We start from the raw sequence: 25,622 nt of genomic DNA, 5'->3' as shown, positions 1-25,622 counted from the left end.
CATCGAGGTCCTTGGAGGTCGATTCATCGAACGACCGTTCTCGGGTCGCAGTGACGCGCATTCCCACCTGTGGTCGGGCCATGCCACGCGGGCAAGCCGACGGCCGGCGAAAGACACCTCCTCCTTGGTGAACCACGCTTCGATCTCGAAGAGGAAAATGTTTGTCATCTCATGCGATGCGTCTATCATCGTGGTTAACACTAACGACCGATCGATCGCGCGCGTGGCCCAAGAGAAAGAGCAGAAGCCCTTCAAAGACAGATTCCCGGCGCGGAAATCGGTGGCTATACGCACGCTCGCTGCCAATCTTAAGCGTCTGCGCAAGCTGCGCGGCTGGAGTCAGGACACCCTGGCGCGCGAAGCCAGGGTAGACCAGAACGCCATCAGTCTTATCGAAAATCGGCGCTCCAATCCCACGATCGTGGCGATCGAGAGCCTCGCCAAGGCGCTCGGGGTTGCTGTTGCCGAATTGCTGGTGCCGCCGCTGAAAGGGCGGAATGCCTCGGCGACGGCGAAGGACGTCTGATCGAACGCCGCTCACGAGCAATCATGGCTCCAAACGATTGATTGGGATGCATTGGGGAAAATCGGGATCGGCCAACGCCGTCGGTGAATCGGATTCGCGAAAAATCGCTGGCCGTACCTAGTAGACATGGTTCACCGGCAGGACCCCATGACGTATAGTTGGACTGGAGCAGGACCTTCGCTCCCGCGGGCTTCAATGGTCAAAACCAAACCCGCGTTTGTGCGAGATGACGATCACCGCTTCCTCGACGAAGGTCGAAACGGCATTTTCGTCAATCCGATGCCCGGCGATCATTTCGTCACTGAGGGGCCGGTGAGCGCGGTCACCTCGGCTGGTATCGGCACGGACGGTTCGCGAACGAAGAGTAAGCGTCCCTGACCCCGACGATGCGACCGTCGGCCATATAGTCGAATTTCACCATGCCGAGCTCGATGATCTCGTCGATTTGTGCGTCCAGACCCGTGGTCTCCGTGTCGAGCAGGACGGCCGTCTTCGTGCCTTGATCGCCGGCCGGCATGGAGAGCGCTCGGGGAATCAAACGGCGCAACACGCGGTAGTCCGCGGACCTGCCCAAGGCTTCGGCCATCGCGGCCAGATTCATACCGTCTTCAAACATCGGTAGCCTGGAAAAGCGATTTTTTGCGACATGCCCGCCAAAGAGGCAATCGGCACGGTGGCGAGTTGGAACGATCGGGACAGTCAGCTACCGCTCTCCATCGACGTGAGTTCGGAAGCGACACGGCGCGGGTCCTTGATCCAGACGGCCACATCGGCAAGTTCCGCATCTAGGAGCCTGACCGCCGCCAGCAATCTCATCTCGTCCAACAGATAGAACAACAACGCCCTGCGTACCCTGACGATCTTTGCGCCGCCGACCATGCTGAATTCCCGGGCGATCGTATGACGCTGGGCCGGAGAAAGCCTCGGATGGGGGACGAACTCGACGTCGATCATCGCATGCCAATCGTCGTCCAATGTGGACGGAACCGGCGCGTCGCCGACGAGCGGCACCGAAGTAAGGACGCGCGAAAGGGAGAAGTCGATGAACCGCTTCCGCGAGAAGTCGAACGCCCTGACGTGATAGCGACCCGACGCCTTGACCAGCACGTGAGGGCAGACGGTTCGATCGCTGGTCTCCGCGCTGGTCATCGACTGATAGCCGAGCTGGCAACTCTCGCGGAGTTCGGTGGCGGCGAGGAGCGATCTGACGCCATCCGGATGGATGCTGCGCGCCGGCATGACCAGACGCTCGACGGTCAAGGATTCGTCCGGACGTGCGTCCTCCAGCCTCGTCAGCCAGAGGTCGTCTAGCGAGCGCACTCCCTCGAAGAGCGGGACGAAATCGTCGGGACGCCCGTACGTACCCACAGGTGACGCACCCGCTGCGGCCGGTCCGGGCTTGCGCTCGGGTGGCGGAGTGGACGATAGGTTGCGGTAAGTCTTTATATCTATTTTGCCTTGCACGTCCGATATGCCAAATTTTGCGGCATAGTCGACGAGTCGCAAAAAGCCAAACCAGACCAGCCGGTCATCGATGTACTTCAAGCGAGCCCTGAGCGCTGCCCCGCCCCGCTTCATATCTAGTTCGGATAGTGACTTTACAGACATCGTATATTAAGTTTTAATGATCGCATGGTGACTACGCAAGCAGATTCGGAGGATACGGTCGAGGTCGCGCTCAGAATGCTGAGCAGGGGCTTCGTCGACCTGCATCTTGGCGTTCGGTCCGGGGAGATCGTCGACCCCTTCCAGCTACCCGAGTCCATGGGCACCGGAATGCAAATGCTGTCCCGGCTCTGCCTGACGTCGGCGGTCGGGGACATAGCCGACAGCATCCACTGCCTTTCTGACATGGCGCGTCGGCTTCCCGTAGGCGGTTGGGGTGTACCGGCATTGGCCGCGCCCTTCCGTTTCGCCGAAGTGAAGCTGCTGTCACCCGAACCCGTCGCTCCGACCGAAGAATGCCGGGCGTTGGCGGCGAAGGGGCAACCAGACGACGCCTTCGAGGACATCCATCATCGACAGCTGCGCGAGATCGTGCAGCGGGTGAGGACCGAGCAGCGATTGCAGATCTACTCGATCTTGCGCGAGCGCATCGTCCGCAAGCCCGTGTACGAAAGGCGAGAACTATCGGATTTTCTCGAAGAGAATGGGGTGGTCGTAGCCGACGAGGTTCTGCGTCGCTGGTCCACCGAAATTCCCCTCGGCGCGATGCGTCGTGACGGATCGTTCAACATTTGCGGCAATTGCGGCGGACTTCTCTACCCTCATCGCGACACGACGGCGTTCCCCGAAGGCCGATGCCGGATAGGCCCCTGTCTTGAAGAACTGCCGTCCTCAAGGGCGGGCGCGACGATAGAGAGCGCCTCGGGCTGGCGGGTCTACGCCGACGACATTCTCGCCTATTGGGTCGGGCCCGGCCTTTCGGAAATACAGCTGCATGACGAACTGCGCGAGGCGGGCGTCGATGTCGTCCTCTACCCGCGGGACGACGCCGCCGACGTAGGGCGCTCGCATGAACTGGGAATCGACGTCAAAAGCTATTCCTGCCCACGGCTGCTCGGTGAAACGCTTTCCGAGCGTCTCGGCGGACTTGCGACGTTCAATCGCCGCTACGTCGCCGTCCCCGACGCGATGGTGAACCGAAGGCCGCATTACCTGGAGGATCTTCGGCTCGCCTACCGGGGAAGCACGTCCGTCGTTTTCGCGAAAGTGGGCGACGTGGTGGGGCTCGTCGTCGGATGAGGACGTCTCCCGACGCCTTCGTTCCGGCGCTGCGCGCGCAGTGGCTTGCCTGCGTCATGCACGACATCCTCGGGATGAAGACGCTATCGGGCGCGTCCGCGCTTCTGTCCGGCTATCGATCGATAACCCGCCATCCCGCTCTCGGAAGCGCGCGCATCGCGCTGCGCAATCTCCGTCTGATCGGGATGAATATCGAATCCGACGCGCACCTCCAGGAAGCCGTGATGGAAGCGCGTGTCTGGGAGGAGGATCATGCCTCCGACGACGACTACCGGGAGCCGCCGTTCGAGATCTCGACGGATCCTGCAACGGGCTTCACGATCAGAGAAAGGGTGCGCGCAAGCGACCCGCGGCGCCAGAACATGCTGCAGGAGCTGCTGCGATCTCTGCCGCAAGAAGCCGAAAAACGCTCGGCCGCGGACCATACGCGCCCATTCCGGTTTCGCGCCGACGGCGACAACAGCCCGGACGCGATCTGCGATACACGGGACATCCAGGTTCTGCGGCCCATACTGCCCGTCGCCCCCGACAAGCGCGAGCGCGACCCGATCGCGATCACCCTCGCCGACCTCGAAGCGATCGCGAAGGTGCTCGACGAGGAAGACGCCCGCGACCCGACCCGCCCTCCGCGCAATTTCCTGACCAGGTTGAGATCGGTCGGGGGCGATCCGGTCTTTTCGGTCCTATCGCCGCAAGGAAATCGGCTCGCACCGAATTCCACGATAACGCTCGACGGCGTCAGTCACATGATCGGCCTGCCGGGAGCCGGCAAATCCACATTGATCTTCCTGTTGATAGTCGCGCTCGCCAGGCGGGGGCGGAGGGTCACGCTACTTGTGCCGTCCATCGAGTTCGCCTTGGCGATCGACGCCGACCTAGCGCGTTATTCCGTCCCGACGGCACTTCTGGTCGGGCAGTCGCCCGATGCGCGAAGAAGTCACGCCACCCGGCTGGCCGAACGGATCGCGACGATGGACAGCGGAGGGTTCGGTCAGACCGCGGCGGGAGCCGAACTGCTTGGCACGCGCTGCGCCTTGTCTGGATTTGTTTCCGTCCCACCGCCGTCCTTCGACTTCCCCCACGACAGGCCTCCATGCACTTCGATACGGCAAGCCAAGCTGAAGAAGGACGGCAAGGAAGGGCAGGAGGGCAAACGACTCTGCCCGCTTGCGACTTCCTGCGGCCGGCAGCGTTCCGCGCGCAGATTGGCGGACGCCGAAGCGCTCGTGCACATCGGGCACGTCATCTCCACGGACGTGTCGGTCTCGCCCCACTTCCACGCGGAGCGCATGCGTCACTTCGAGAGAGTCGCGAGAACGAGCGACCTCGTCATCATCGACGAAGTTGACGGAGCGCAGGCGGCACTGGATGGAAAGGGAATCGCCGAACTGGATCTCTTCGGCTCGTCCGAATCCTACGAATCGATGCTTCTCGACGACGTATTCGACCCCGTCGCCTCTGGACGAGGGTTCGGGCTTTCCGCTTCGATCGAGAACTACACGTTGGCGTCCAATCGTTTCATGCGTCTCAACCGGGCCTTGCGCGCTCATCTGCTGGAACGAATGGCAGAAGAGGGCGGAATTCTGGCGAGGTTCAAGGACGCCTTCGTCACGGGCAATTCGATCCTCGCGACGATGTATCTCAATCCGGAAACCGATGAGGACGAGCATAGAAGCGTCCGTTTCGACGGCCTCAGGCGTTTCTTCGAACAGTTGGTACGTTCGGTCCTCACCAACGAGGTGGGGGGCGACGGAGAGGACGATCTGACCGAGCTTAACCTCGAACGGGTGGCCCGGGACCTGGAGGTCGATCGGCGCGAGCTCGACGCGGCCGTGGATAGATTCCGGACGGCACTGTTTCGGCTGCTGAGCGCACGCCTCGTCGAGCGGTTCGAGGAGAATTACGACGAGATGAAGGATGCGTTCTTCGGAATCATTCCACCCCGAGAGGGGCTGGACCCGGAAGAGGCGCGAATCCTTTTCCGCTTCCTAGTCGAAGTGACGACGGTGGTCCTACAATTCCTCGCGCTGGTGCCCGCCCAGTACGCGATGATCGCGGAAGGCGTCCACACAGAGAGGGTCTTCGGCCAGGGGGTGTCGGCTGACTTGAGACGAAATCTGCCGGAATCCCTGATCGGACGGCTGTCCGGAATCCGGTTCTCCTACGAAACGAACGATCGCGGGCAGAAATCCCTGGCCTTGCAGTATCTCTCGTTCGCCGGCGTGCCGCGGCTCCTCCTCTACCACCTATCCGAAATGCTGACGGAGGACGGTATCAAGGGGCCTGCCGTCCTGATGGCATCGGCGACCAGCTATCTTGCGCCGAGCCCAAGTTATCACGTCCCCGTCCGGCCGAATTACATTTTGCGCAGGGAAGGCGAGAGCGAGGCTTGGCGCGAGAGCGTGTACTCCTTCCGCCCCGTGAACGATCCGGACCGGCCCGGCGAATACGTTCGCGTGAGCGGCGCTGGATCCGAACGAGAGCGGCAGCACTCGCTGCGGCTACTGACGGACCACTACTTCGGCGGTGCAGATCCGCTCGTCCGGCAACTGCGCGAAGACCAGTTCGATCCGGGTCGTCGGACAGGCATCGTGGTGAATTCCTACGACCAGGTCACGTTCATCAAGGCGCATCTCAGAAGAACTTCCTCTTCCGCGCACCGCGTGGTCGGCGTCACTTCGGACATCAGGAAGGTTCCGTCGTCTGAACGGGGAGAGTGGGTGTCGGCCAGCCAAGTGGAGACTCTAGGCGCCAGAGACGATTGGGACGCATTGGTGTTTCCCATGAAGGCCATCGGTCGAGGCGTGAACATAGTGTTCTCCGACGGACCTCGGGTCCGGGACGCGGTGTTGGGCAACGTGGCTTTCTTCATCCGGCCCCATCCGACGGCGGACAGCCTCGCATTCACCGGGGGGCTGGCCGGACAATTGGCCCTGAAATTCGACAGACGAACCATCGACCCCAGCGCGGACGTCGCGCAACTCGTCAGGCAATGGCGCGGTGCCCGGGACGAAGCGCTCGACTCGCTGCGGTGGCTGCTCCGCCGGCCGCAGCAGATCAGCAGGCTGGGCCCCATGATACAGCCGTTCGTGGCCGACGGCATGGTCGACCTGCTCCAAACGATCGGGCGCGCCATGCGCAACGGCTGCAAGACGCGCGTGCATTTCGTGGACGCATCGTTCGCACCCAATTCGGCCAAGGAAAAACGCGACGGCAACAGGAGCAGCATGATCGTCGCGATGCGCGACGTATTGGCCGAGCTTCTCGACTCGAACGATGCCGTCGAGCGCGAGATCTATCGCCTGCTCTACGAACCGTTCCTCCACCCTCTTCGCGCCTGTCAGAACGTGATCTTCCCGGAGACGCGACGCGAATGAGCGGGGACGAGGAATTCTACGTAAAGAAGCAGCCGCGCGACAACCAGACGCTGGAATGCGCACTCGTCTGGCGCGGCCTGCCCCCGTCGATCCCGTCGCCCATTCCGCCCGTCCGCTTCGGCTGGACAGAAACGGCCAAGAGCTTGATCGACAGGGTCCGCCGCATCGCTCTCGGCTCCGGACGTCCGGAGGGAAAGGAATTTCCTTATTCCGATTTGAGGGCCGCGCTGCAGGCCCGAGTGATCGGCATGGTCCTTCTCGAAGGGAGGATCCATTCGCGGGACCAAGGCCGTCCGCTGTTCGCCGCAAGCGGAAAACCTGCCGACGTCCAATCCGCAGCCCACAGATCGATCTCCTCCTGGTGTCAGCTTACGCTGCGCCCTTGGGCCGAACGGCTCGGAACGGATTGCGGAGACATCGATCTGCTGGAGACCAGGGCACTGGAAGGAGCGCTGCTCGAACAACTACCGTCTCCGGTCATGCCATCCGAAGGACAAGTGCCGGACGCCCTTCGGACCGATTTTCACGATTTCGCGGATATTCTTTTGGCGATCGCCGCGCCGGAGCTCGAGGGAGCCGAACTCTTCCCCGGTCTCGGACCGGTTCACCGCGTGCTCGACCGCGACTACGGCAATTCGATCGCCTTCGAAACCTGGCCGACGACGTTGCCCGACGCCGGCGACGATCTATTTTCCATGGTCGCTGAAATATCCGTCGAGACCCGTCCATCTTCTCGACTGCCGTACCTCGTCGTCCGAGCCTCCAAACGGATCTGGTGCAACGAATTTCCGGCTGCCAATCAACTGTTCGGCCGCCGCCGCATCTCCGTCCGGGTTGTCAAGCGAGGCGATCGCGTCCGAGCGACGACGCTTTCCGTCAGGCTCGACAGGGGCGTTCCGAAGCCGGATCTGGACGCCTTGCTCTTCGAGGCGCAGCGGGCCTCCGAGGATTCGTTGACGGAAGACCTGCCCGAACTCGTCAGGAATAGGGGGCGGATGCCCGATCTATTCGTCGGGGTTCCGTTCAGATACGGCTACAGGCCCGTTCCGAAGATCCAATTCGGCGTCACGCTGCAGGATCAGGTCGACCTTACCCGTGTCGTGCACCAGCGCATCGCAAGATATGGTTTCACCGAGTCCCGGCTGCGTGTTCTCGACCGAGCCACCGCCCGCCCGGAGGAATTCCGTGTGCAGGCGAACCTCCACAATCTGATCACCCATCACTTCGGGCAGGTGCCGGAAGAAGACGTGCCGACGCGAGTCGAAGAACTATTCGGCTCCGCGGAGAAGAAGGCGCGAGGCAGGCCCAAGCCGATCAAGACCGTCGATCTCGAACCGTTGCGACAGGCGAACCGGGAACTGCTCGACAGGGCTTTCGGACCCCGCACGGGAATAGACCTGATGTTCGTGTGCCGGCGAGAATCCGAGGAGGTCATCTTCCGTTCGGCCGTGTCCCTGCTTTTCGGCGATCGTATCAATGTCGTCCGCCATGCGATCCCCGACGGCGTACACGGCACGCGAAAGATTCTCGACGGCGAGGCCAGATTGACCAGAACGCAGCGCGCGGGTGTGCGACGCGATGCCTGGCTTCCGCTTGCGGAGCAGATCCGCCAAGAATTCCCGAACTCGCCCGTCATTGTCCAGGCTGCCCGGAAGTACGACGGCATCGAAGAGGACAGCGTCAACAAGGATGTCGGGCGGAACACGCTCGCCACCTTCGCAGGATGCAATGTGCAGTATCTGCTGCCGCCCGGAGACGGAGAGGCGGCCGACTACATGCATCGGGTCCAGGCCGCGTTGTACGATCTTCTGTTCGGACACGCTGGATTGGGACCCAATCCGTCGGAGCTCGTGACTTCGACCTTCGACGAGCGCGCCCGTCCCAAGTCGATCATCGGAATTTCGGTCGTCTCCCAATCGGCAAGCCGCGGCGGTCGGCCGGAAGGCGCCGTGCTGGCGGTAGCGACGAAGATCGATGTTGCAACTGGGCGGATTTCCGGGCGCATCGGGCGGCTCAAGAACGGCACCATGGACCGCGGAGCATTTCAGACCCTCTCCCGCACTCTCGTCGAAGTCGCATCGGCGGGTCTGACGTCGCTGGGCGACAAACAACCGGATCGCCGCAAGAATTTCCTTTCGTTCGTCCGGACCGTCATCGACGAGGTCGCCGGCGACGACCCGAATGCGCTGATCCTCGTGGAATCCACCACCGCGAGATCTCTGTGGACCTGGCTCGCCGACGAGAACATCTCGTCGGACGTGTATCTCGAGGATGCGGCCGCAAGACCACCCGCGTCGTGGAAATCCTTGCGGTTCGTGCGCGTCAGGGAGAGGTCGTCCGGCAGATTGGCGACGGAAAGCAGGCGCAATTGGATCCCCGTCACGAAGGAAGGAAACGAGCGTGCGGGCGCGATCGTTGACGAGGTCTACGCCACGGCCATCTCCCGCGTGGTCGAAAGTCTGCCCGAGGGAAACGCCCGGACCCGCCACTACCTAACCGCACATGGCTTCGACGTCCGGAATCAGGGAGCCCGCGGACAATCCGTCTACCGGCGGAAGCCGGGTTTCCTAGGGGCGAACGCGCACACGCCGAAGGGTAAGGCCAAATTCAGCAACAGGGTACTCTCGCGACGCGGAGTGAACGATGTGTGGCGCACGCCTTCGCGGATTCCCGTCACGCTCGAGATAACGGTCCTGCCATCGCAGCTCGGAGACGACGAGGATTCCGCGGCCACGCTCGTCTCGGCTCTTCGCAACGGATATTCCCATACGGCCGACGGTACTTTCCTGCCGGCGCCGCTGTCCTTCCGATCGAAGATTCTCGACTACATGGACCGGTATGCCTCCGCCCCGGAGGACGACGAGCCGGACGACGGCCTGGCCATCGACGAGGATCCGGATCTCCCCAGCGACGAGGAACCGGTCAGAAGCATTCCCAGCTACGGGGAAACGCGGCGTTGGTTCGAAGGCACGTCTGACTTCGGCGAAGCCGACATTCCGCCGTTCGAGGAAGATTCTTCGGACCCGCCGCCGATGACCGGGCCTCCTCAGTGGGCGGCGATTCCGACCGGCACACCAGAAATCGTCACGAACACCGAAACATCGAAATTCCCAATTGAGACCGCGACCATGGCAGTACCGGAGCCGAAAGTGACGATCGAGGAAAACCAAGGTCCGGCATGGGAAGAGGCCGAGGTAGCGGCACTCGTCCGCTTGCTGAGATCACCGTCCGCTCCGCTGCCGTCCTTCGTCGACGAGGAATTCCTCACCGGCGCCATGCATCTCGTCAATTCGGACGCGCGTCGGATGCACGAAAACCGGGAGTGGATCCGGAAAGTGACGGGATTTCCCTGGCCCGAGGAGCGTCCGCTCCTTCAGGAAATTCCGAGCTTGTATCTGGATGCGCTGAGATATCCGGCGTTCGCGATCGTATTCCAGCATCAATTCTTCCCCGACGACAACGGGAGGGGACTGCCCAAAAGGGCGATCATCCAGAAGGTCATGGACTTCTGGTCCCAGTTGCGGAGGAAAAAGCCGCTTCCGAAGGCAGAAGACCAACTCGCCGCCTTGCGAGCACTCCACTCCGCCGACAACGGTGGCGACAAGGACGCTCTCCTTGCGGATGTGCTCGGCTTGCCAGGACAGGCCGCGTGGAGATCTCCCTGCGCGAGAGCTACCGCAGGTCTCGACCGCCTCGAAGCTCGCGAAGGAGAATGGGGCGATCTGGGCCGCTATCTCCGAGCCGTAGTCGGCCAGTTCGAAAGGTTCGGAGACGAGCGGACGATCGGCGAGGTCATCGACGAGATCGTGACTCCGTATGCTCTGAACCACCCGGAAATCGCCTCGATCGGCCCGACGGTCGATCGAGCCTCGGCCGTGGAGGAGGCTCCGCCCGCAGCGGAAGTGACCACAGACATCGCCGATGTCGCGACCCTCTCGCCAAGATCGAGCATGGCCGAAATCAATGAGGCGTGGAGCCGCGAATGCGACCGGCTGCTTGCGCTCGCCGACCTGAGCAAATCCGACGGCCCCACCGGCAATCACGTCTCGGCCATGCGCGAGTCGTTGGAAGTCCTCGAAAATCTCGAGAGATATGCAGCGGAGCTTATGCCTGCCCTCGGCAACACCGCCGATCTGCGGGAGGCGATCCGACGGCTGACGACCAGAATATCTGCGGAATTGAATGCTCTGATCGGCGAGCAGTTGACCGCTCCGTCGATTCTTTCCCGCCTGTTCGAGTTGCCCGAAGAAGCACCACTCGCTGATCTAGAGGAGGCGACCACTCGGCGCGAGATTGCGGAGAGCGCTGTGGCCGACGCGAAAGCCATCGCCATCGAGATCGCAGACCTCGAAGCCACCCTCCCAACCAGGCAGGCCCGAGAGCGGACGACGCCGCTTCTGGATGCCCAGGAGCAGTCGCTCCGTCGCGCACTTCGGTTCGTCGAGGAAGCTCTGGCGATCTTCGCGGCGCCGGCCGAGCCGCCCGACGTGCCACCGCAAACCACCGTTGACGCTCCGGACCCCGTCGAACCCACGGAAGATGTCCTTGCATCGCCGTCACCGACTGGCGAATCGGAGGAAGAAGCGGACCTGCCGGTTGAGGCCACCGAAGATGAGGCACCCGAGGAGGATATCGAGGTCGCGCCGATCGTCCCGGCGCCCGAACAAGGGCTGCCCGATGTTACGCCTAGCGATCCGCTTCGAAACGAGGTTGCCGCCCGTCTCGACCACCTCTTTTCAGTCGGGGAATTCGGATTGGCCTTCCATTTGAGTTCGGCGGTCCTGTCGATGATGCCTCAGGCGAGCGACACCTATACGCCTGTGGAGCTTCGGTTGGCGTCAGCAGGCGGGCGAACCATCGGCCTGTCCTCCCAAGACCTGAGCCTCCTCGCGGAATCGAGGAGCGAAGCTCTCCCCATCGCCCAGTCGCTGGAGGGCCTTGACGATGACCGGTCCGTGGCGCGTCTGTCGCTTCTCATTGCCGGCGCCCTACCGGCGGCGCTCTTCCGGTCCGACGACGTGGCCGCCGTGCTTCTGGTCGAGCGCGCGGGCCGCCAGCCAGGCTTCGAGCATTACCGGAAGCTTCTTTCTGTGGTGGAAGAGAACCGGAAGCTGAATTTCCAGTTGACGCCCGCAAATCTCATGGCGGTCCAAGCCCACTCGCGGGAGGCCAATTTCATCGGCGAGGCCGTCGCGTCGATCAAAGATACCGTCGCGAGTTTACGCTCCGCGCGCTTCCGATTTCAATCCGGCGAGCGCGTCCGACAGGCGCTGCTCCAGCCCGATGGACTGCTGGGCATGCTCGACTCCCGTCTGACCGAGAACGACCAGGCAATCGCGCACGAAGCGAACGAACTCCTTCGCGGGCGGGACAAGGTCGTCGCCTTTATCGCAAAGCTGGTCGAAACAGTCGGCGGCGGAATCGATCTCGACGCGCCGTCGCGCGAGCGCATCTTCGCGCTGCTTTCGCGCGTCGGTCAACAGTGTCACGATCTGGTCCAGTCGGTCGACGGATTCGCCGTTTTGCGCAAGTCGGCTTCACGGGTCGAAGCGGTCAAGCGCCTTCGAGATAATGCCCTGGCCGGGATTTCGGAGGCGATCTCCGGCTTCCACTCGACCAAGTCTGATCCGTTGACCGCTTCCGCGCTGCGCCAAGCGGAAGCCATCTTCGAGATGATGCGTGGCGTGCTGAAGGGCAACGGATCCATCGGTCGGGACGTTCCCCCGCTCGCCGTCGGACTGCACAGCCCGCTTCTCTGGCTGCGGGATCTGACCTGGACAGGCGGCTGGCAGCCCTCTCCCTACGTACCGGAGAAGATCCTTCAAGAAGCCCTCGTCGTTCCCATCCCCCTCATCGGCGACGACCCCGCATCCTCAATTCATGCCGCCTTCGAGGCACGCCGCAGCGAGTCGGCCTTCGTACCGGCCTACATGCTGCTGAACATCGCCCACTGGTTCGGTATCGAGCAGGCAAAATCCGACGCATGGAGAGCGGAGCTCGACGCGGACAAGGAGGCCAAGAAGCACCAGATCAAGAGATTGCTCGAGGAGGCGGAACGCAAGATCGACCGCATGCGACGCATGGCCGTGGGCTCGCTCGAGCAGTCCGCCCGCCTCAGGGAGACCCTGTCGACGGTCAATCCCGAAAACCTTCCCGTCGAGCTCCCGCCGACCTTTCTTCCCGAGACCCTGACCGGCGATCGGATCGAGGATTTCAATGCGGCCCTCGCCCGGATCCACGACGTCGAAACGGAGGCCGAGCGCGAATTCGACAAGTCGATGTCCGAATATACCTCGAGCATCGACCATCTCGAACGCGACACGAGGCTCGAGGCCGAAACGGTCGTCGAGTTGCGTCATCTGCTGGAGGGACGGGAATTCACGACACTGGCCGACCGGCTGAACATGCTGCGGACCGGTCAAACCTGGAAGCCATTGCTACCCAGTGGCTCGATCAATTGGCGGTTGTCTGAGTTCAGATCGATGCTGCCGCAACTGGACAAGGTGGACCTGCTGCAGGTCGCCAGGAACATCGAGCTCGGGACGCAGTACGGACCTCTCAACTACGGCGCACTCGATCCGGAGCACAGGCAACAGGCAGCGACCATCGCCAGATCCTTCACGAAATTGAAGCCCCCGAAGAACGCTTCCGCCGCACAGATTGCACCGAACGTCAGCGAGATCGTCTCCCAGCTCCTCTTCGAGGTCCTGCGCTGCGACGAAGACCCCCTCCTCACCAGGCCGCGGCAACAGATCTTCGTCTTCGACGCGAAGGTATCGATGCCGCCGACGGATCCGGCGTCGCTTCTGCTCCCGGAGTTCGGGAGCCAGACACAGGGGTCGTGGCGCATGTGCGTCGTAACGTCTGCAATCTCGCCGCAGGGCCTGCTGGATCTGGCGGACGGAGCCGGACATAGGGGCGTCCTCGTCCTCTACCGCGGCGTCCTGAACGTGGAGCGGCGCAAGCAGCTTCGGCTGGATCTGATCAAGCGGAAGCAGGCGATGCTAGTGGTCGACGAGGCCGCCTTGGCCTTCGCGATCGCGGACCCCAGCGACCGTCGCCGCGCGATCATCGACATCGCACAGGCATATTCGAGCGCCGATCCCTACAAGGATCACGGCAAATCGGCGGTCCCCGCGGAAATGTTCAAGGGGCGCTCCTGGGAACGAAGCGCCATCGTCGATCCGTTCGGCTCCTACGTCGTGTTTGGCGGACGGCGGCTCGGCAAAACGGCGTTGCTGCAGCAGATCCACGCGACGCAACCCTCGAACGCCATATTCGCCTACGTCGATCTCGACCTCGTCAGCGACGCTTCGGACGCCTTCGAGCAATTCTCGAAAACGATCGGGACCGGCGTGTTCAAGACTCCCGCGCGCTCGGGAGAGGAGTTCGCCGCCGCAGTCGGCGGATGGCTCGATGCGGACGATCGGCGACGTCTTCTCCTGTTGATCGACGAAGCCGACAGATTCGTCCGCAAAGAGGCCGAAACGGAGTTCGTCTGCGTGCAGACGTTGCTCAAGCTGATGGCCGACACGAAGAACCGGTTCAAGTTCGTGCTGGCCGGACTTCACAACGTGTCGCGCATGGTGCGGGTCGAGAATTCGCCGCTGGTGCAGATATCGAACAACCCCCTCCAGATCGGCCCTCTGCTCAACCGCGACGTCGACGATGCCGAGTTTCTGGTCAGGGGTCCCCTGGCGGCCATGGGTTTCGAGTTCGACAAGCGCGAAGACGTTTGGCGAATCCTTACGTTCACCAACTACTATCCCGTGCTGATCCAGGTCTTCTGCAAGGAGCTGCTCTCGCTGATTCACGATCAGGCGCAGAAGACCGGGCAGCTTCCCGGAATCATCGGCACCACGCTTGTGGAGCGCGCTCTGCGCTCAGCCGATATCCGGAACAAACTCTTCGAGACATTCTACAAGACGATCGGTCACATCGAGGGACGATACGAACTGCTGACGTACATCCTGGCCGTTCGCGAACTTCGCGAGCGGGACTCGGGCATGGCCGCGGAGGGGATGACGGCGGCGGAGGTCACGGAACGGGCGATGGAGTGCTGGCCGGCGGCATTTCCAAGGGGGACCGATCCCAACGAACTGGAATATCTGCTCGAGGAGATGGAAGGCTTTGGAATCGCCAGGCGTACGGTCGCCGGATCCTTCGCCTTGCGATCGAGAAGCCTGCTGGAATTGATGGCCGCGACCGAGGCCGATCTGGAACGCCGGCTGGAGAGCTACAAGACGCTGAAGGCCCCGCCGAGGGCGTTCGATCCGAAGAACGTCCGTCGTGCGATAGGAAAACCGCGATCCGGGACGGGCGGTGGCGATCGCATCTCTCCGCTTACCGACGGCCAGGAGGCGGACCTCCTCGCCCCGCTTCAGATCGCCGCCGACAACGCGCATGACGCGACGCCGGCAGGCGGAGTCGGCGTCGTCTTCGGGACCGAATATGCCGGCGTCCGCTTCGTCGAAGCTGCACTGCTGGATGCGCGACGCGTCAAGGACAGACTGGTCGACGTCGAGATCAAGAACTACGAGTCGAAGAAGGACATGCTGGACGACATCAAGAAAGCGATCAAAGGCCAGCGTCTGCTCAAAGTTGTGGTCGTCTCTCCGAAGACCGCCTGGCGGCCCGATTGGGTGGTGGAGGCCGAACGCGTAGGTAGGGTCCGCAAAGGCGAAGTCCGTCTGATCTTCATCGGAGATCCCGGGCATGCCGAGGAATGGTCGAGGGACCGGACGGTGCTTCAGCGCGTGCTTCCTCAGATCAAGATCGTCAAACTACGCCCTTGGGCAAGGTCCTACCTCGGAAGCCGGATCGAGTCGCTGCAATTGGCGGGGGAGCTCGTCGACCGTATCATGCAAGCTACGGGGGGATGGTCCGAGATCGCGGGCCCGCTCCTCTCGCGGATCGTCGACGACACCCGGCATGCACCGGACCTGATCAAGCAGGAGAGAGAGGCTATCCTGACGTCGTCAGATCTGCTCGATCGGCTGGGGATTCCGCAACAGCTGATCGGCTTCTACCGGGATCTCGCCGCTTATGCCGACGGGTCCACCATCACGACGACGGACTTTCAGAGTCTCTGTACGTTCGACGGTCGCAATGTCTCCCCGCGCGTGGTGGGCATCTACAGCGACCTCTTGGGGATCATCTCTTTTCCTCCGGACCAATCAGGACAGGGAATTCGCAAGGTGGACCTGAATGCTCTGGTCCACGCCGCTCTGTTGCGGCCGGAGTGACGCCATGGACCGTCTCGACATCTGGTGGAATCTGGCGGGCCCGTCCAGCATCATCAACAAGATCGTGCAGGCGGTCGGAAACCGCGAGAGGGTGCTGTGCCTGGCGGCGCCGAACCCTCGTCCCGCGGGATTGTCCGGGGCGATCGAACGGAAGCTCAGGAGCGAGCTTTCGCTCGAATGCGCCACGCTGGACGTCTCCCGCGAAGACCAGACGCAACCCATTCCGCATCTCTTGGCCGGATCTCTCGGCGTCCCAGCCGTTGAGATCGGCTCGGTCGGCGAATTCGCGTCGCATCCCGGACTCGCCGACCAGGTCCTCATCGTAGACGGAATAGAGCGCAGCGCCTTGCGACGATGGGGTCTGTTCCTACGGCAGCTTCATCTGTCTCGTTCCGAAGAGATGATCGTCGGCCCCGTTGTCATCGTGCTTGTGCCGACCGGGCTGAACCGCGACGAACTCGCGGTATTGAACGGGTCGGCGAGGTTTCTGTCGACGCAGGGCTCCGTAGGTCGATACGACGCAATCAGTTACGCCGCGCAGATCGGGACCCGACCGTCAGCCGATCTGGTTTCCCGCGTCGGACACGCGACGACGATCGATCTGGCGGCCTGGTCCCGCGAGCTTCTTGAAAACATGCTCGCGTGGGAGGTTTCGGACCAGATCGATCCGTTCGCGCTGCTTGAACGCGCGGCGCAGGCATCGAACCTCCGCTTTCCGTGCTGGGAGAACGGACTCGTCGATTATTGGGACGACGAACCGGCTGTCCACGCCGTCGCCGCCGTCAAATACGGGATGCACGATCATTTGCGCAGGCGGCTATGGAGCGCGCAGGCGGGCGTGCTTCTCCCCTTTGCCTATCGGATACTGCGGTCACTCATCCGGCGTCATGAAGATTTTTTGGCAAAAAAAGTGTCACCCCAGAAGCCTTGGATTAAGAAATACGGAACGAGGGAAGTACCCGTCGTCGACTATTGGAAACTCGAATTCTACGACTTTCAACAGCTTACGGAAAACATCCTGTCGCCCGAGGAAGCTGAATTAAGACGCGTCGCGCACGCCATTCGAAACAAGGTCGCCCACCCGGATCTTGTCAAACCGGATCAGATCGCGAGAATCTCGGACTACTACGAGGCCCACCGCGAACTGGTCGAGGCCGACGTTCCAGGCTGGAATTGGCCCCGATGCGGCCAGTCCATGATACTGACCGTCGGGCCGTCCGGGGGAGGAAAGTCGAGGTGGTCGGCCGCACAGGGCGTCGAGGTCGTTTCTTCGGACGAGATCAGGAAAGAAACGAACCCCGACGGGGAGACGCCGGGCAGCCAGGCGGGCATCTTCCATCGGGTCCGGGCCGCTAGTTCGAAGATACTCGAAGAAGGACGCGACGTCATCGTCGACGCCATGCATGTCGAAGCGGAACACCGACTTCGGCAGATCTCGATCGCGCCTCCGGATGTCGGGATCCGGTACGTGATCATCGACAGGCCCCGTGCGGAAAAGCTGAGGGATGCCGGGTGGCGCGCAGGGCGGGGGATCGTGGAAAAATATGACGATATTTTCCCCGTCAAGGTCATTGCGGCCTTGGATGGAGACGGACGCCCTGACATTCAGGTCGTCGATCTGCGCGCGCAAGTTCCCATCTCCAGCCAATAAGGGTCCCTGCCCTGAACCGAGGAACGCTCTCAAGCCCGCTGCGGCCGCGGAACGTAACCGAGTCTCAAGGATTCGTCCCGGCGAAGGAGCGATCTCGATGCTGATGAGCAAAAAACGGCCGCCGCCGAACCGGACGTCTCGCGGGTGGGCAATCGCCCTGCTGCAGGAAGCCGGTGCCATCCGCGAGTGCGAGGACCATGGCTGGATGCAAGACCGCACCGATCCGCACGCCCGGGAATACGCCTTCGACATTGCCCGCCGATACCCACCGCCAGGTCTTTCTCCGGAATCCGCGGCTGCCGAAATCCGGGAAATCATAGATTCGATCGGCGATACCTGCCCCGAGTGCCCGCCTCGATGACGGCGGCCAGACTCTTTACTTTTTACAGACCAGCTGCTTCTCGACATTCTTGCGGGCGTTACCGACCTTCTTGACTGCCTTCTTCACGGCAGACGCGGACTTCCGGTCTTCTTGGATTCGTACCGGACTTCGTAGCCTTGGTTGCCCGCCACCCGGGCTCGATCCTGCTGCGCCCGCGCCGTCTTCGCCTTTTTCTCTACCGCCATGTATTCCTCCTGGTCAGGTTCGGAGGCAACGCAACAAGGATCGGAGCTCCGGGACAATGCGAACCGGCTAGTTTGGACCGGGTTGTGTGGAGTGTCTGTCGGGGCTTTTACCGCCGCACCCAAGAGGTCAGAGCTGTAATTCGGCTACGCGCAATGCTTCGTCCGTCGCTTTCCGGTTAAGCGTCACAATATGTTGTGTTCGGGCGCTTTGCTTCGTCGCGTCTCCCAACAAACCGAGACGCTTAAGGACATAGAACAACATTGCGTATCGCACTCTCAGTACAGCTCGGTCATTTTTCATTCCGAAGTCCTTGGCGACAACTGCCTTCTGACTCGGCGTCAGATCTGGATGGGGTCCGATTTCGACTTCGAACCTCTCGTTCCATTGCGTATCTTGCGCAGGTGAGCTCCCGGGGGTGCTTGGATCGCGCACACCCAAAATCCGCGGCAGCAGAAAATCTTTGAACTTATGGTCGATGTGACAATAGGCCCGGACATGCCATCGAAAACCGTCGTATCCGAAGGCGTGCGGCGTCATGCGGCGCCAAAGGGGATCTGCTCGTTCCCGGCTCATCGACTGGTACCGAACTTCGAGTGACTGGCTTTTCCGCACCGCTCCGAGAACTGCCTGAAGTACGGCTATGTCGACTTGGCGGCGCGGCGACAGCGCTATGTCGGTTTCGGGCGGACTTGCGATCCAGGACTCAGCGGGCTCGGTGAGTCCTTCTGCCAGCGAGCGAAGGCGGGACAGATAGGCGTCCGGATCAGGTTTCAGGAATATGGGCGAGAATTGCGGACCAGCGACGTAGCGTTTGGCGCTTTTGTCGTAGATGGCGTTTTGCGGAGCACGCTCCTGATAGAGCGTCAGATCTTTTGACGCCTGCGGGACGGACACATCGAACATCGCAATGATGTCGGAGCGGTTGACGCCGCCCTCCCAGAACAGTCGGAACTCGATGAATTCGAGCCGACGCTCGACACCCCATTTCAACACCGTGGTCTCGTCCAACATTGTTATCCACCTCCGTTGTCAAATGGGTATAAAAAGTATATGGACATATTCTTACGACCCGTATATATAGTATCCATATCGCGCCTCTGGTCAAGGTGGCTGGGGCAAATTTGCAAGGAAAAGCAATGCCGAAACGCAGTTCAAATCGCGAAGTTACTAGCAAGAAGGCGGCAAGCGCCGCGTCCAAGGTTATGCGGGACCCCAGGAGCAGCAAAGCTGCGAAGACCGCCGCGGCGTCGGCCCTGACCCAGCGTCCGAACAAGAAGTAACCCTCGGGGAAGATAGAAATGGCCGCCGCACTAAGTCGATCCACCCTAGTCGTCCACGGCCGTCTCGCTATGCGGGAGGGCCGCCTCGCGGCGGCCCGCCGCTCCTGTCATGGCCTTCAGATCATGTCCTTTGAGCAAGCTGCAGTGCGCCTCGCCGGCGGCTTCGCCCGTTCGATCGACGACGAAAGCCTGCGCGCGACGATCCAGGCGGTTTTGCCCACCACCTCGATGGGAGAGCTGGAGAGCATCAAGGCGCTTCCCGGCATGATCGACGCCGCGGCCGACACGCTCCACAAGGCGTGGCGCGCGGGCATCGACTTGGCTGCACGCGCAGCCGACCATCCGCGCATAGATGCCATCGCACGCCTGGAAGCCTCAGTTCTCGGTAAGCTTCCGCCCGGCATGATGCGTCCGGTCGATATTGTCGCCGCTGCAAGCAGCCGCATCGCCCAGGCGCCGAGCGTCCTCGGGCCGATGGAGATCGTCGGCCTGACCGAGTTGTCGCCGTGCTGGCGACCGCTGCTGAAGGGGCTTGCCGCAAACGTTCCCGTGCAGTGGACGGCCGGACCGCGAGTCGTGCCCGCCTGGCTTGCGGACACAGGTGTCGCCATCGCAAGCGGGGTCGCCCAAACACCGGCGCTCAGCGCCATATGCGCAGCGACTGCCTATCACGAAGCCATCGAGGCCTTGCGCTGGGTGCGGTCGCTGCTGGCCTCGGGGGTGGCGCCTTCGGAAATCGCCATCGCCACTGCGTCGCCGGCGGAGTACGACGACCACTTCCTGGCCCTGCGCGCCGACGCGAACTTCGACCTGCATTTCGTCCACGGGGTCAGGACCGTAACAACCCGCGAAGGACAGGCGACCGCAGCGCTCGCCGACATCGTCGTTCGCGGCTTGTCGCAGCCGCGCCTCCGTCGACTTGCCTCACTGTGTCGGGATTCTGCGCCGTTCGAAGCGTTGCCCGAAGGTTGGTTGCGCGTCCTGCCGACGGATGCGCCCCTGTCGACGTTCAGCGCCTGGAACCGTCTGCTTGCCCGGCTGAAGCGTGAAGATTGGCCCGACGGTGTCGATCACAACGCCGGACTACGCACACTGGCTGAACTTCTCGCGAAGGGACCGGAAGCAGCGTCCGAAATCGGCGATACCTTCCTTAAGGGTCGAGCGCTCGCCATCTGGCGCAAGGCGCTGCTCACAGGGCCTGCTGCCTCCATTGACGCAACCCTCGCAGACCTGAAGCAGGATGACGGGTTGGAAGCCTGTGTGTCCGTCGCCTGGATGCCGGCCAGTGCACTTGCTGCCTCTCCTCGTCGATTCGTGCGCCTGATCGGACTCAATTCTTCGCGCTGGCCGCGCGGGATCGCCGAAGACCGGCTGATCCCGGATCACATCATCCGGACCGCCGACCTCGATCCACTTCCGGTGAATGTCGCCGATCGCCGCGACTTCCAGACCATCCTGGCCACTACGTCTAGCGAAGTCGTTCTCTCACGCGCCCGGCGCGACGGCGATGGGCGCCTCCTCGGGCGCAGTCCGCTGCTGGCCGGGCATGGCGTGGAAACGTATCTCCGCCGCAACGCCGTGCCGGAACATGCCTTCAGCGAGACCGATCGCCTCATCGCCCGGCCGCAGGAGTTTGGCGGCCACCCGCAAGCGACAAGCGCGCAAACTTGCTGGCGTGATTGGCGGCGTGCAGAGATCACAGCGCATGACGGCCTCGTCCGGGCCGATCATCCGCTCATTCTCGCGATCCTCGCGCGAACGCAATCGGCAAGTTCGCTGAAGAGCTTGCTGCGCAGCCCGATAGGTTTCGTGTGGAGGTATGCGTTCGGTTGGAAAGCGCCGCAGAGCAGCGCAGACCCTCTGGTGCTCGACGCGCTCGGCATCGGCGATCTGATTCATATGGTGCTCGACCGCGCTTTGCGCGATCTGGAGGTCGTGGGCGGAGTGGCGACCGCCAACGTCGCGGCGATCGAGGCCGCGGTGAACCGAGCAGCGGCTATTGTGGCGGCCGATTGGGAAAGCCAACGCCCGATCCCGCCTGCCGTCATCTGGGGACGCACCCTGGACGACGCCCGACTTCTAGCGGGTCGAGCCCTCACCTATGGTGACGATCGTCTGCCCGACGCTCGATCCTACGGCGAGGTTCCGTTCGGCGGATCCAAGTCGAAGTCGGAGGCCGAGGCGCCTTGGGACGCAAGCGCACCTGTCACAATTCCGGACACGGGGTTCAACATCGCCGGCTACATCGACCGCCTCGACATTTCCGGCGACGGCAAACGCGCGCTCGTCCGTGACTACAAGACCGGCCGCGCCCCGCGAGGCGACATCCGGCTGAATGGCGGTCGCGAGCTTCAGCGCTGCCTCTACGCTTTCGCGGTGAAGGCACTTCTCGGAGACGACGTCGCGATCAGCGCCTCATTGCTGTACCCGCGCGAGCCGGTCGATCTCCAGCTCGGCGATCCCGAAGCTGCGCTCGCCGAAATCACAGAATATCTCCGCGCAGCGAGAACCAGCCTTGCCGGCGGCGCAGCGTTGCAAGGTCCCGACACGGGCGGCGACTATGACGATTTCGCCTTCGCCCTGCCGGCCTACGCCGGCGCCACTTACTGCAAACGCAAGCAACCGGCCGCGGCGGAACGGCTCGGCGAATTCACCCGGATCTGGGAGGCGGAATAATGAGCAGCGTGTCCAAAGTTCTCAAGGATGATGGAGCTCGCCGCGACGCGATCAGCCACCATGATCGCTCCATCCTGGTCGAGGCGGGTGCAGGTTCGGGCAAGACGGCCGTCATGGCCGGGCGCATCGCCGTCATGCTGGCTGAGGGCGTCCCGCCGCGCGAGATCGCGGCCGTTACCTTCACCGAGTTGGCGGCGAGTGAGCTTCTTTCGCGTGTCCACGATTTTGTCACCGACCTTTCGGCTGGCCATGTCGCGCCCGAGCTGCGCGTGGCGCTGCCCAATGGCCTGTCGCAGGCGCAGCGCGACAATCTCGCCGCCGCAAGCGCTGCGATCGACGAAATCACCTGCTCGACCATCCACGGCTTCTGTCAGCGCCTAATCAAGCCCTATCCAGCCGAGGCTGATATCGACCCGGGGGCCGCCGTCATGGATCGCAATCAGGCCGATCTCACCTTCCTCGAAATTGTTGACGTCTGGCTGCGTGAACGCCTCTCCGGCGATCAGGGCGGCATCCTCGCCGAAATGGTCCTGCACAATCCCGGCGAGACCGTATTGCTCATTCACAAAATCGCGGAAAATCTCCGCCGTCGCCGTACCCTCGCAGCGCCGGCTGGACCGCCGCTAAATGGTCAACTGACGGCCTTCCGGCAGGCAACTGCCGATATGGCGGCCTTCATCCGCGGAGCCACGGCCAGCGAGCCGGAGACGGAGGCGATCGCCGCGCGGCTGGCCGAGATGGCCACGGCGTTGGCGGCAGGTCCTGATTGTGCGATACCTTCGGGCCTGGTTCGGCTACTGGTCTCTCGTCCGCACCCGGACCTTTGCACCAAGGCCGGTGCCTTTGCCTCTTATCGCAAGAAGGGCAAGTGGTCGGCTGCCGCAAAGCGGGCAGGTCTTTCCAAGGCCGACGGAGATCGGCTGAACGATGCCGCCGAAGTCCACTACGAAACATGCACCGCTGCCTGGATCTCGCTTCTTCAGGGAGCCGCCAGCCAGGTTCTGGCGGCTCTGATCGACGAAGCGCGGCCGATCCTCGATCGCTATCGCGGCCATAAGCGCGCAAGCGCCCAGCTCGACTTCGACGATCTCATCTTCGCGGCCCGCGATCTGCTGCGCGACCATGACGAGGTCCGGCGCGCGCTGGGACGTCGGTTCGCACGCGTCCTCGTTGACGAGTTCCAGGACACTGATCCCTTGCAAACGGAGATCTTCTGGCGGCTCTGCGGCGATCCTATTAATGCCGACGCAAACTGGACCTCCTTTCGGATTCGGCCGGGCGCGCTTTTTCTTGTGGGCGACCCCAAGCAGGCCATCTACCGTTTCCGCGGTGCCGATATCGGTGCCTATGTGCAGGCGCGTGACGCCTTTCGGATTCGGGATGCCGACAGCCTGCTGTCGATCTCGACCAACTTTCGCTCGTGCGCCTCGATCCTGACCTTCGTCAACGAGCGCTTCGAGTCCGTGCTGTCGGCGGACGGGCAACCCGGCTTTACCCTGCTCGACCCGTTTCATGAAGACCACGGCGAAAACCTGTGCGTCGCGGCGCTCGACGTAGCGGTGGCGGACGAAAACGGAAAGTCCAGCACCGAACAGCAACGCGATGCCGAAGCCGATGCCGTGGCCGAACTCTGCGCGCGGCTGATCGGCAGCCAGTCCATCCTCGACCGACGCAACGGCGCGGAAAGACTTTGCCAGCCGGGTGACATCGGCCTGTTGGCACCGACCGGTGCGGACCTTTGGCGTTATGAGGAGGCGCTTGAACGACGGGGCATTCCCGTGGCAACGCAGGCCGGGAAAGGCCTGTTCCGCCGGCAGGAAGTCCAAGACCTGATCGCGGTGACCCGTGTCCTCGCTGATCGGCGCGACACGCTGGCGCTCGGCGCGCTGCTACGCGGTCCACTGGTCGGACTCACCGAAGAAGAACTGCTGGACATAGTCTGGGCGCTTCCGCGGTCCGAGGAAGAGCCGGACCGATTTCCCCGCCTCGATCTCGGCGTCGACCCGGCGGTTATCAGGCATCCGCTGGCGCGTGACATCCTCGAAAAGTTGCAGGCGCTTTACCGGCGGGGCGGCAGTACGACGCCACACGAACTGCTCTCGCAGGCCGTGGACGCCCTGAGGATGCGGGCTCTCCTGCTTGAGCGGCATCGTGGCCAGGCCGAGCGCGCGCTCGCCAACGTCGATCTCTATCTCAGCCTGTCGACCGGTTATGCGGTCCGCGGTCTCCGCGCTTTCGCCGAAGCGATGACGGCCGCCTGGACCGACGAGACGCGCGCCGTAGAAGGCCGGCCCGACGCACAGGAGGAGGCCGTCGCGCTCTTCACGATGCACGCCGCCAAGGGCCTCGAATGGCCGATCGTCATCCCCGTCAATACGATGACCGGCGTCATGACGCCGGACTCCGCGGTAATCGATCGCCAGACCGATACGCTCTACTGTCCGGTTCTGGGTGTCGCGCCCGATGGTTATGACGCCGCACGCCGGGCCGAGAAGGACGAACTGGATCGCGAACGCGTTCGGCTTTGGTATGTCGCCGTAACGCGCGCGCGCGAGCTCCTCGTCCTTCCCCGGCTCGATACGACGCCCTCAAAGTCGAGCTGGATCGGTCTCGTCGATCTTTCGCTCGCGGATCTGCCGAGCCTCGACGTCTCGCATCTGCCGGTCGACGCAACCGCAGCGATCGCGGGTGCCGGCAATACCCAAACCCGTGACGTATTCGCGGCCGAGGCGGCCGCCATCGCCGATCGCCGGATGCGCCTGACATGGCTCGCGCCCAGCCGGGACGAACGCGCCACCGGGGCACTGTTGCAAGAGGAAGAACCTGATATCTGGACCGGCTCGGCCGAAGGCCCGCCGCCAGATCTCGAAACGAGTATAACCGTCCAAGGTGGTCGCGAGCGCGGGCTCATTCTTCACAAACTCATGGAAGAGGTGCTGACCGGAGAAATCGGCGAAGCGCCGACAGCGCTCCGTGAGCGAGCGATCGAACTCATCCGTGCACTCGGTAGGACCCCGGTCGAGGACGAGGCCGTAGGTCTGTCCGCCGAGGAACTGGCGAAATGTGTCTCGAGAACCCTGGCACTGCGGGAAATCATGGCCTTGCGGCCCCAACTTCTCGCCGAATTCCCCGTCTATGCCATTCGGACCGCAGAGGGCGAAGAGGTTGCAATTGCCGGTATCGCGGACGCGCTTACGGTGAGTCCGGAAGGCCGTCCTGTCGTGGTCGTCGATTGGAAGAGTGACGTCAACGCCGACCCAGAAAAGCTAAATCATTATCGGGCGCAGGTCCGAGACTATCTTGACATGAGCGGCGCCGAGTATGGCCTCATCGTTCTGATGACGACTGGAAGGGTGATTGCCGTCTCTCCGTCAGCGCTGACCTTAGCGGCTTGAAGGACACGGCTGTTTGACTCCAGGTATTCCAAGCAAATTGGCTCAATGAATACGAGTCTAATGTTTCGACAGACCCCGCTTGTCGATTGTTATGCGGAAAGACTACAACCGTCGGCAAGCAGACGAGGCAGCAAATTCGACGCCGCAACTGGAGGTAAC

General features: G+C 62.6%; 11 protein-coding genes and 1 pseudogene. 8 read left to right on the top strand and 4 right to left on the bottom strand.

The genetic code is table 11. From position 1 onward, the window contains the following. Positions 1-157: 157 nt before the first annotated feature. The gene (locus IQ16_RS03655; protein ID WP_208751620.1) at positions 158-526 is read left to right on the top strand and encodes a helix-turn-helix domain-containing protein; all 369 of its coding nucleotides are present in this window, start codon (positions 158-160) and stop codon (positions 524-526) included. 322 nt (positions 527-848) lie between these two features. Here the strand turns inward: IQ16_RS03655 and IQ16_RS03650 are convergent, their stop codons facing one another. Continuing rightward, positions 849-1,142, bottom strand: coding sequence for a hypothetical protein (locus tag IQ16_RS03650; RefSeq protein ID WP_347340194.1), 294 nt, complete (start codon positions 1,140-1,142; stop codon positions 849-851). A gap of 83 nt (positions 1,143-1,225) precedes the next feature. Further along, positions 1,226-2,071: a BrxR family transcriptional regulator gene (locus IQ16_RS03645; RefSeq protein WP_145831202.1), complete on the bottom strand. Its 846-nt coding sequence runs from the start codon at positions 2,069-2,071 to the stop codon at positions 1,226-1,228. Positions 2,072-2,158: 87 nt separating this feature from the next. Here IQ16_RS03645 and IQ16_RS03640 point away from each other — a divergent pair, with 87 nt between their 5' ends. From IQ16_RS03640 to IQ16_RS03625, 5 genes are all read left to right on the top strand, one after another. Then, positions 2,159-3,271, top strand: a complete 1,113-nt coding sequence (locus tag IQ16_RS03640; protein WP_145831201.1) for a restriction endonuclease-related protein — start codon at positions 2,159-2,161, stop codon at positions 3,269-3,271. Continuing rightward, positions 3,268-6,648 carry a hypothetical protein gene (locus IQ16_RS45000; protein ID WP_158646904.1) on the top strand — a complete coding sequence of 1,127 codons (3,381 nt, stop codon included), beginning with the start codon at positions 3,268-3,270 and terminating at the stop codon, positions 6,646-6,648. The genes IQ16_RS03640 and IQ16_RS45000 overlap by 4 nt, the downstream gene beginning before the upstream one ends. Next, complete coding sequence (locus IQ16_RS03635) at positions 6,645-15,893, top strand: RNaseH domain-containing protein (protein WP_158646903.1); 9,249 nt, start codon at positions 6,645-6,647, stop codon at positions 15,891-15,893. Before IQ16_RS45000 ends, IQ16_RS03635 begins: the two co-directional genes overlap by 4 nt. Positions 15,894-15,897: 4 nt before the next feature. Beyond that, positions 15,898-17,544: an AAA family ATPase gene (locus tag IQ16_RS03630; RefSeq protein ID WP_158646902.1), complete on the top strand. Its 1,647-nt coding sequence runs from the start codon at positions 15,898-15,900 to the stop codon at positions 17,542-17,544. A 97-nt stretch (positions 17,545-17,641) separates the two neighbouring features. Continuing rightward, positions 17,642-17,905 (top strand): hypothetical protein, encoded by a 264-nt coding sequence (locus IQ16_RS03625; RefSeq protein ID WP_145831198.1) that lies wholly within the window; start codon positions 17,642-17,644, stop codon positions 17,903-17,905. Positions 17,906-17,920: 15 nt separating this feature from the next. Here IQ16_RS03625 and IQ16_RS03620 read toward each other — a convergent pair. Continuing rightward, positions 17,921-18,111 (bottom strand): annotated as a pseudogene (locus tag IQ16_RS03620) (DUF3606 domain-containing protein). Positions 18,112-18,238: 127 nt separating this feature from the next. Beyond that, a complete protein-coding gene (locus IQ16_RS03615; protein ID WP_208751619.1) occupies positions 18,239-19,123 on the bottom strand; it encodes a BrxR family helix-turn-helix transcriptional regulator in 885 nt (294 codons plus the stop codon). A gap of 287 nt (positions 19,124-19,410) precedes the next feature. Between IQ16_RS03615 and IQ16_RS03610 the strand changes: the two genes are divergently transcribed. Both IQ16_RS03610 and IQ16_RS03605 read left to right on the top strand, forming a co-directional pair. Continuing rightward, entirely contained in the window at positions 19,411-22,068 is a 2,658-nt protein-coding gene (locus IQ16_RS03610; protein WP_208751618.1) for a PD-(D/E)XK nuclease family protein, read from the top strand. Next, positions 22,068-25,463: a UvrD-helicase domain-containing protein gene (locus IQ16_RS03605; RefSeq protein ID WP_145831197.1), complete on the top strand. Its 3,396-nt coding sequence runs from the start codon at positions 22,068-22,070 to the stop codon at positions 25,461-25,463. The genes IQ16_RS03610 and IQ16_RS03605 overlap by 1 nt, the downstream gene beginning before the upstream one ends. Positions 25,464-25,622: the final 159 nt, after the last annotated feature.

It is taken from the genome of Bradyrhizobium huanghuaihaiense, from assembly GCF_007830635.1.
GTDB lineage: Bacteria > Pseudomonadota > Alphaproteobacteria > Rhizobiales > Xanthobacteraceae > Bradyrhizobium > Bradyrhizobium huanghuaihaiense.
This window is presented reverse-complemented; position numbering and strand designations above follow the sequence as displayed.

What these genes read in the sequence shown, in the direction of transcription:
- IQ16_RS03625 (WP_145831198.1), top strand. Translation starts at nt 17,642, where the DNA reads ATGCTGATGAGCAAAAAACGGCCGCCGCCGAACCGGACGTCTCGCGGG.
- IQ16_RS03635 (WP_158646903.1), top strand. Translation starts at nt 6,645, where the DNA reads ATGAGCGGGGACGAGGAATTCTACGTAAAGAAGCAGCCGCGCGACAAC.
- IQ16_RS03605 (WP_145831197.1), top strand. Translation starts at nt 22,068, where the DNA reads ATGAGCAGCGTGTCCAAAGTTCTCAAGGATGATGGAGCTCGCCGCGAC.
- IQ16_RS03650 (WP_347340194.1), bottom strand. Translation starts at nt 1,142, where the DNA reads ATGTTTGAAGACGGTATGAATCTGGCCGCGATGGCCGAAGCCTTGGGC.
- IQ16_RS03610 (WP_208751618.1), top strand. Translation starts at nt 19,411, where the DNA reads ATGGCCGCCGCACTAAGTCGATCCACCCTAGTCGTCCACGGCCGTCTC.
- IQ16_RS03615 (WP_208751619.1), bottom strand. Translation starts at nt 19,123, where the DNA reads ATGTTGGACGAGACCACGGTGTTGAAATGGGGTGTCGAGCGTCGGCTC.
- IQ16_RS03640 (WP_145831201.1), top strand. Translation starts at nt 2,159, where the DNA reads ATGGTGACTACGCAAGCAGATTCGGAGGATACGGTCGAGGTCGCGCTC.
- IQ16_RS03630 (WP_158646902.1), top strand. Translation starts at nt 15,898, where the DNA reads ATGGACCGTCTCGACATCTGGTGGAATCTGGCGGGCCCGTCCAGCATC.
- IQ16_RS03655 (WP_208751620.1), top strand. Translation starts at nt 158, where the DNA reads ATGTTTGTCATCTCATGCGATGCGTCTATCATCGTGGTTAACACTAAC.
- IQ16_RS45000 (WP_158646904.1), top strand. Translation starts at nt 3,268, where the DNA reads ATGAGGACGTCTCCCGACGCCTTCGTTCCGGCGCTGCGCGCGCAGTGG.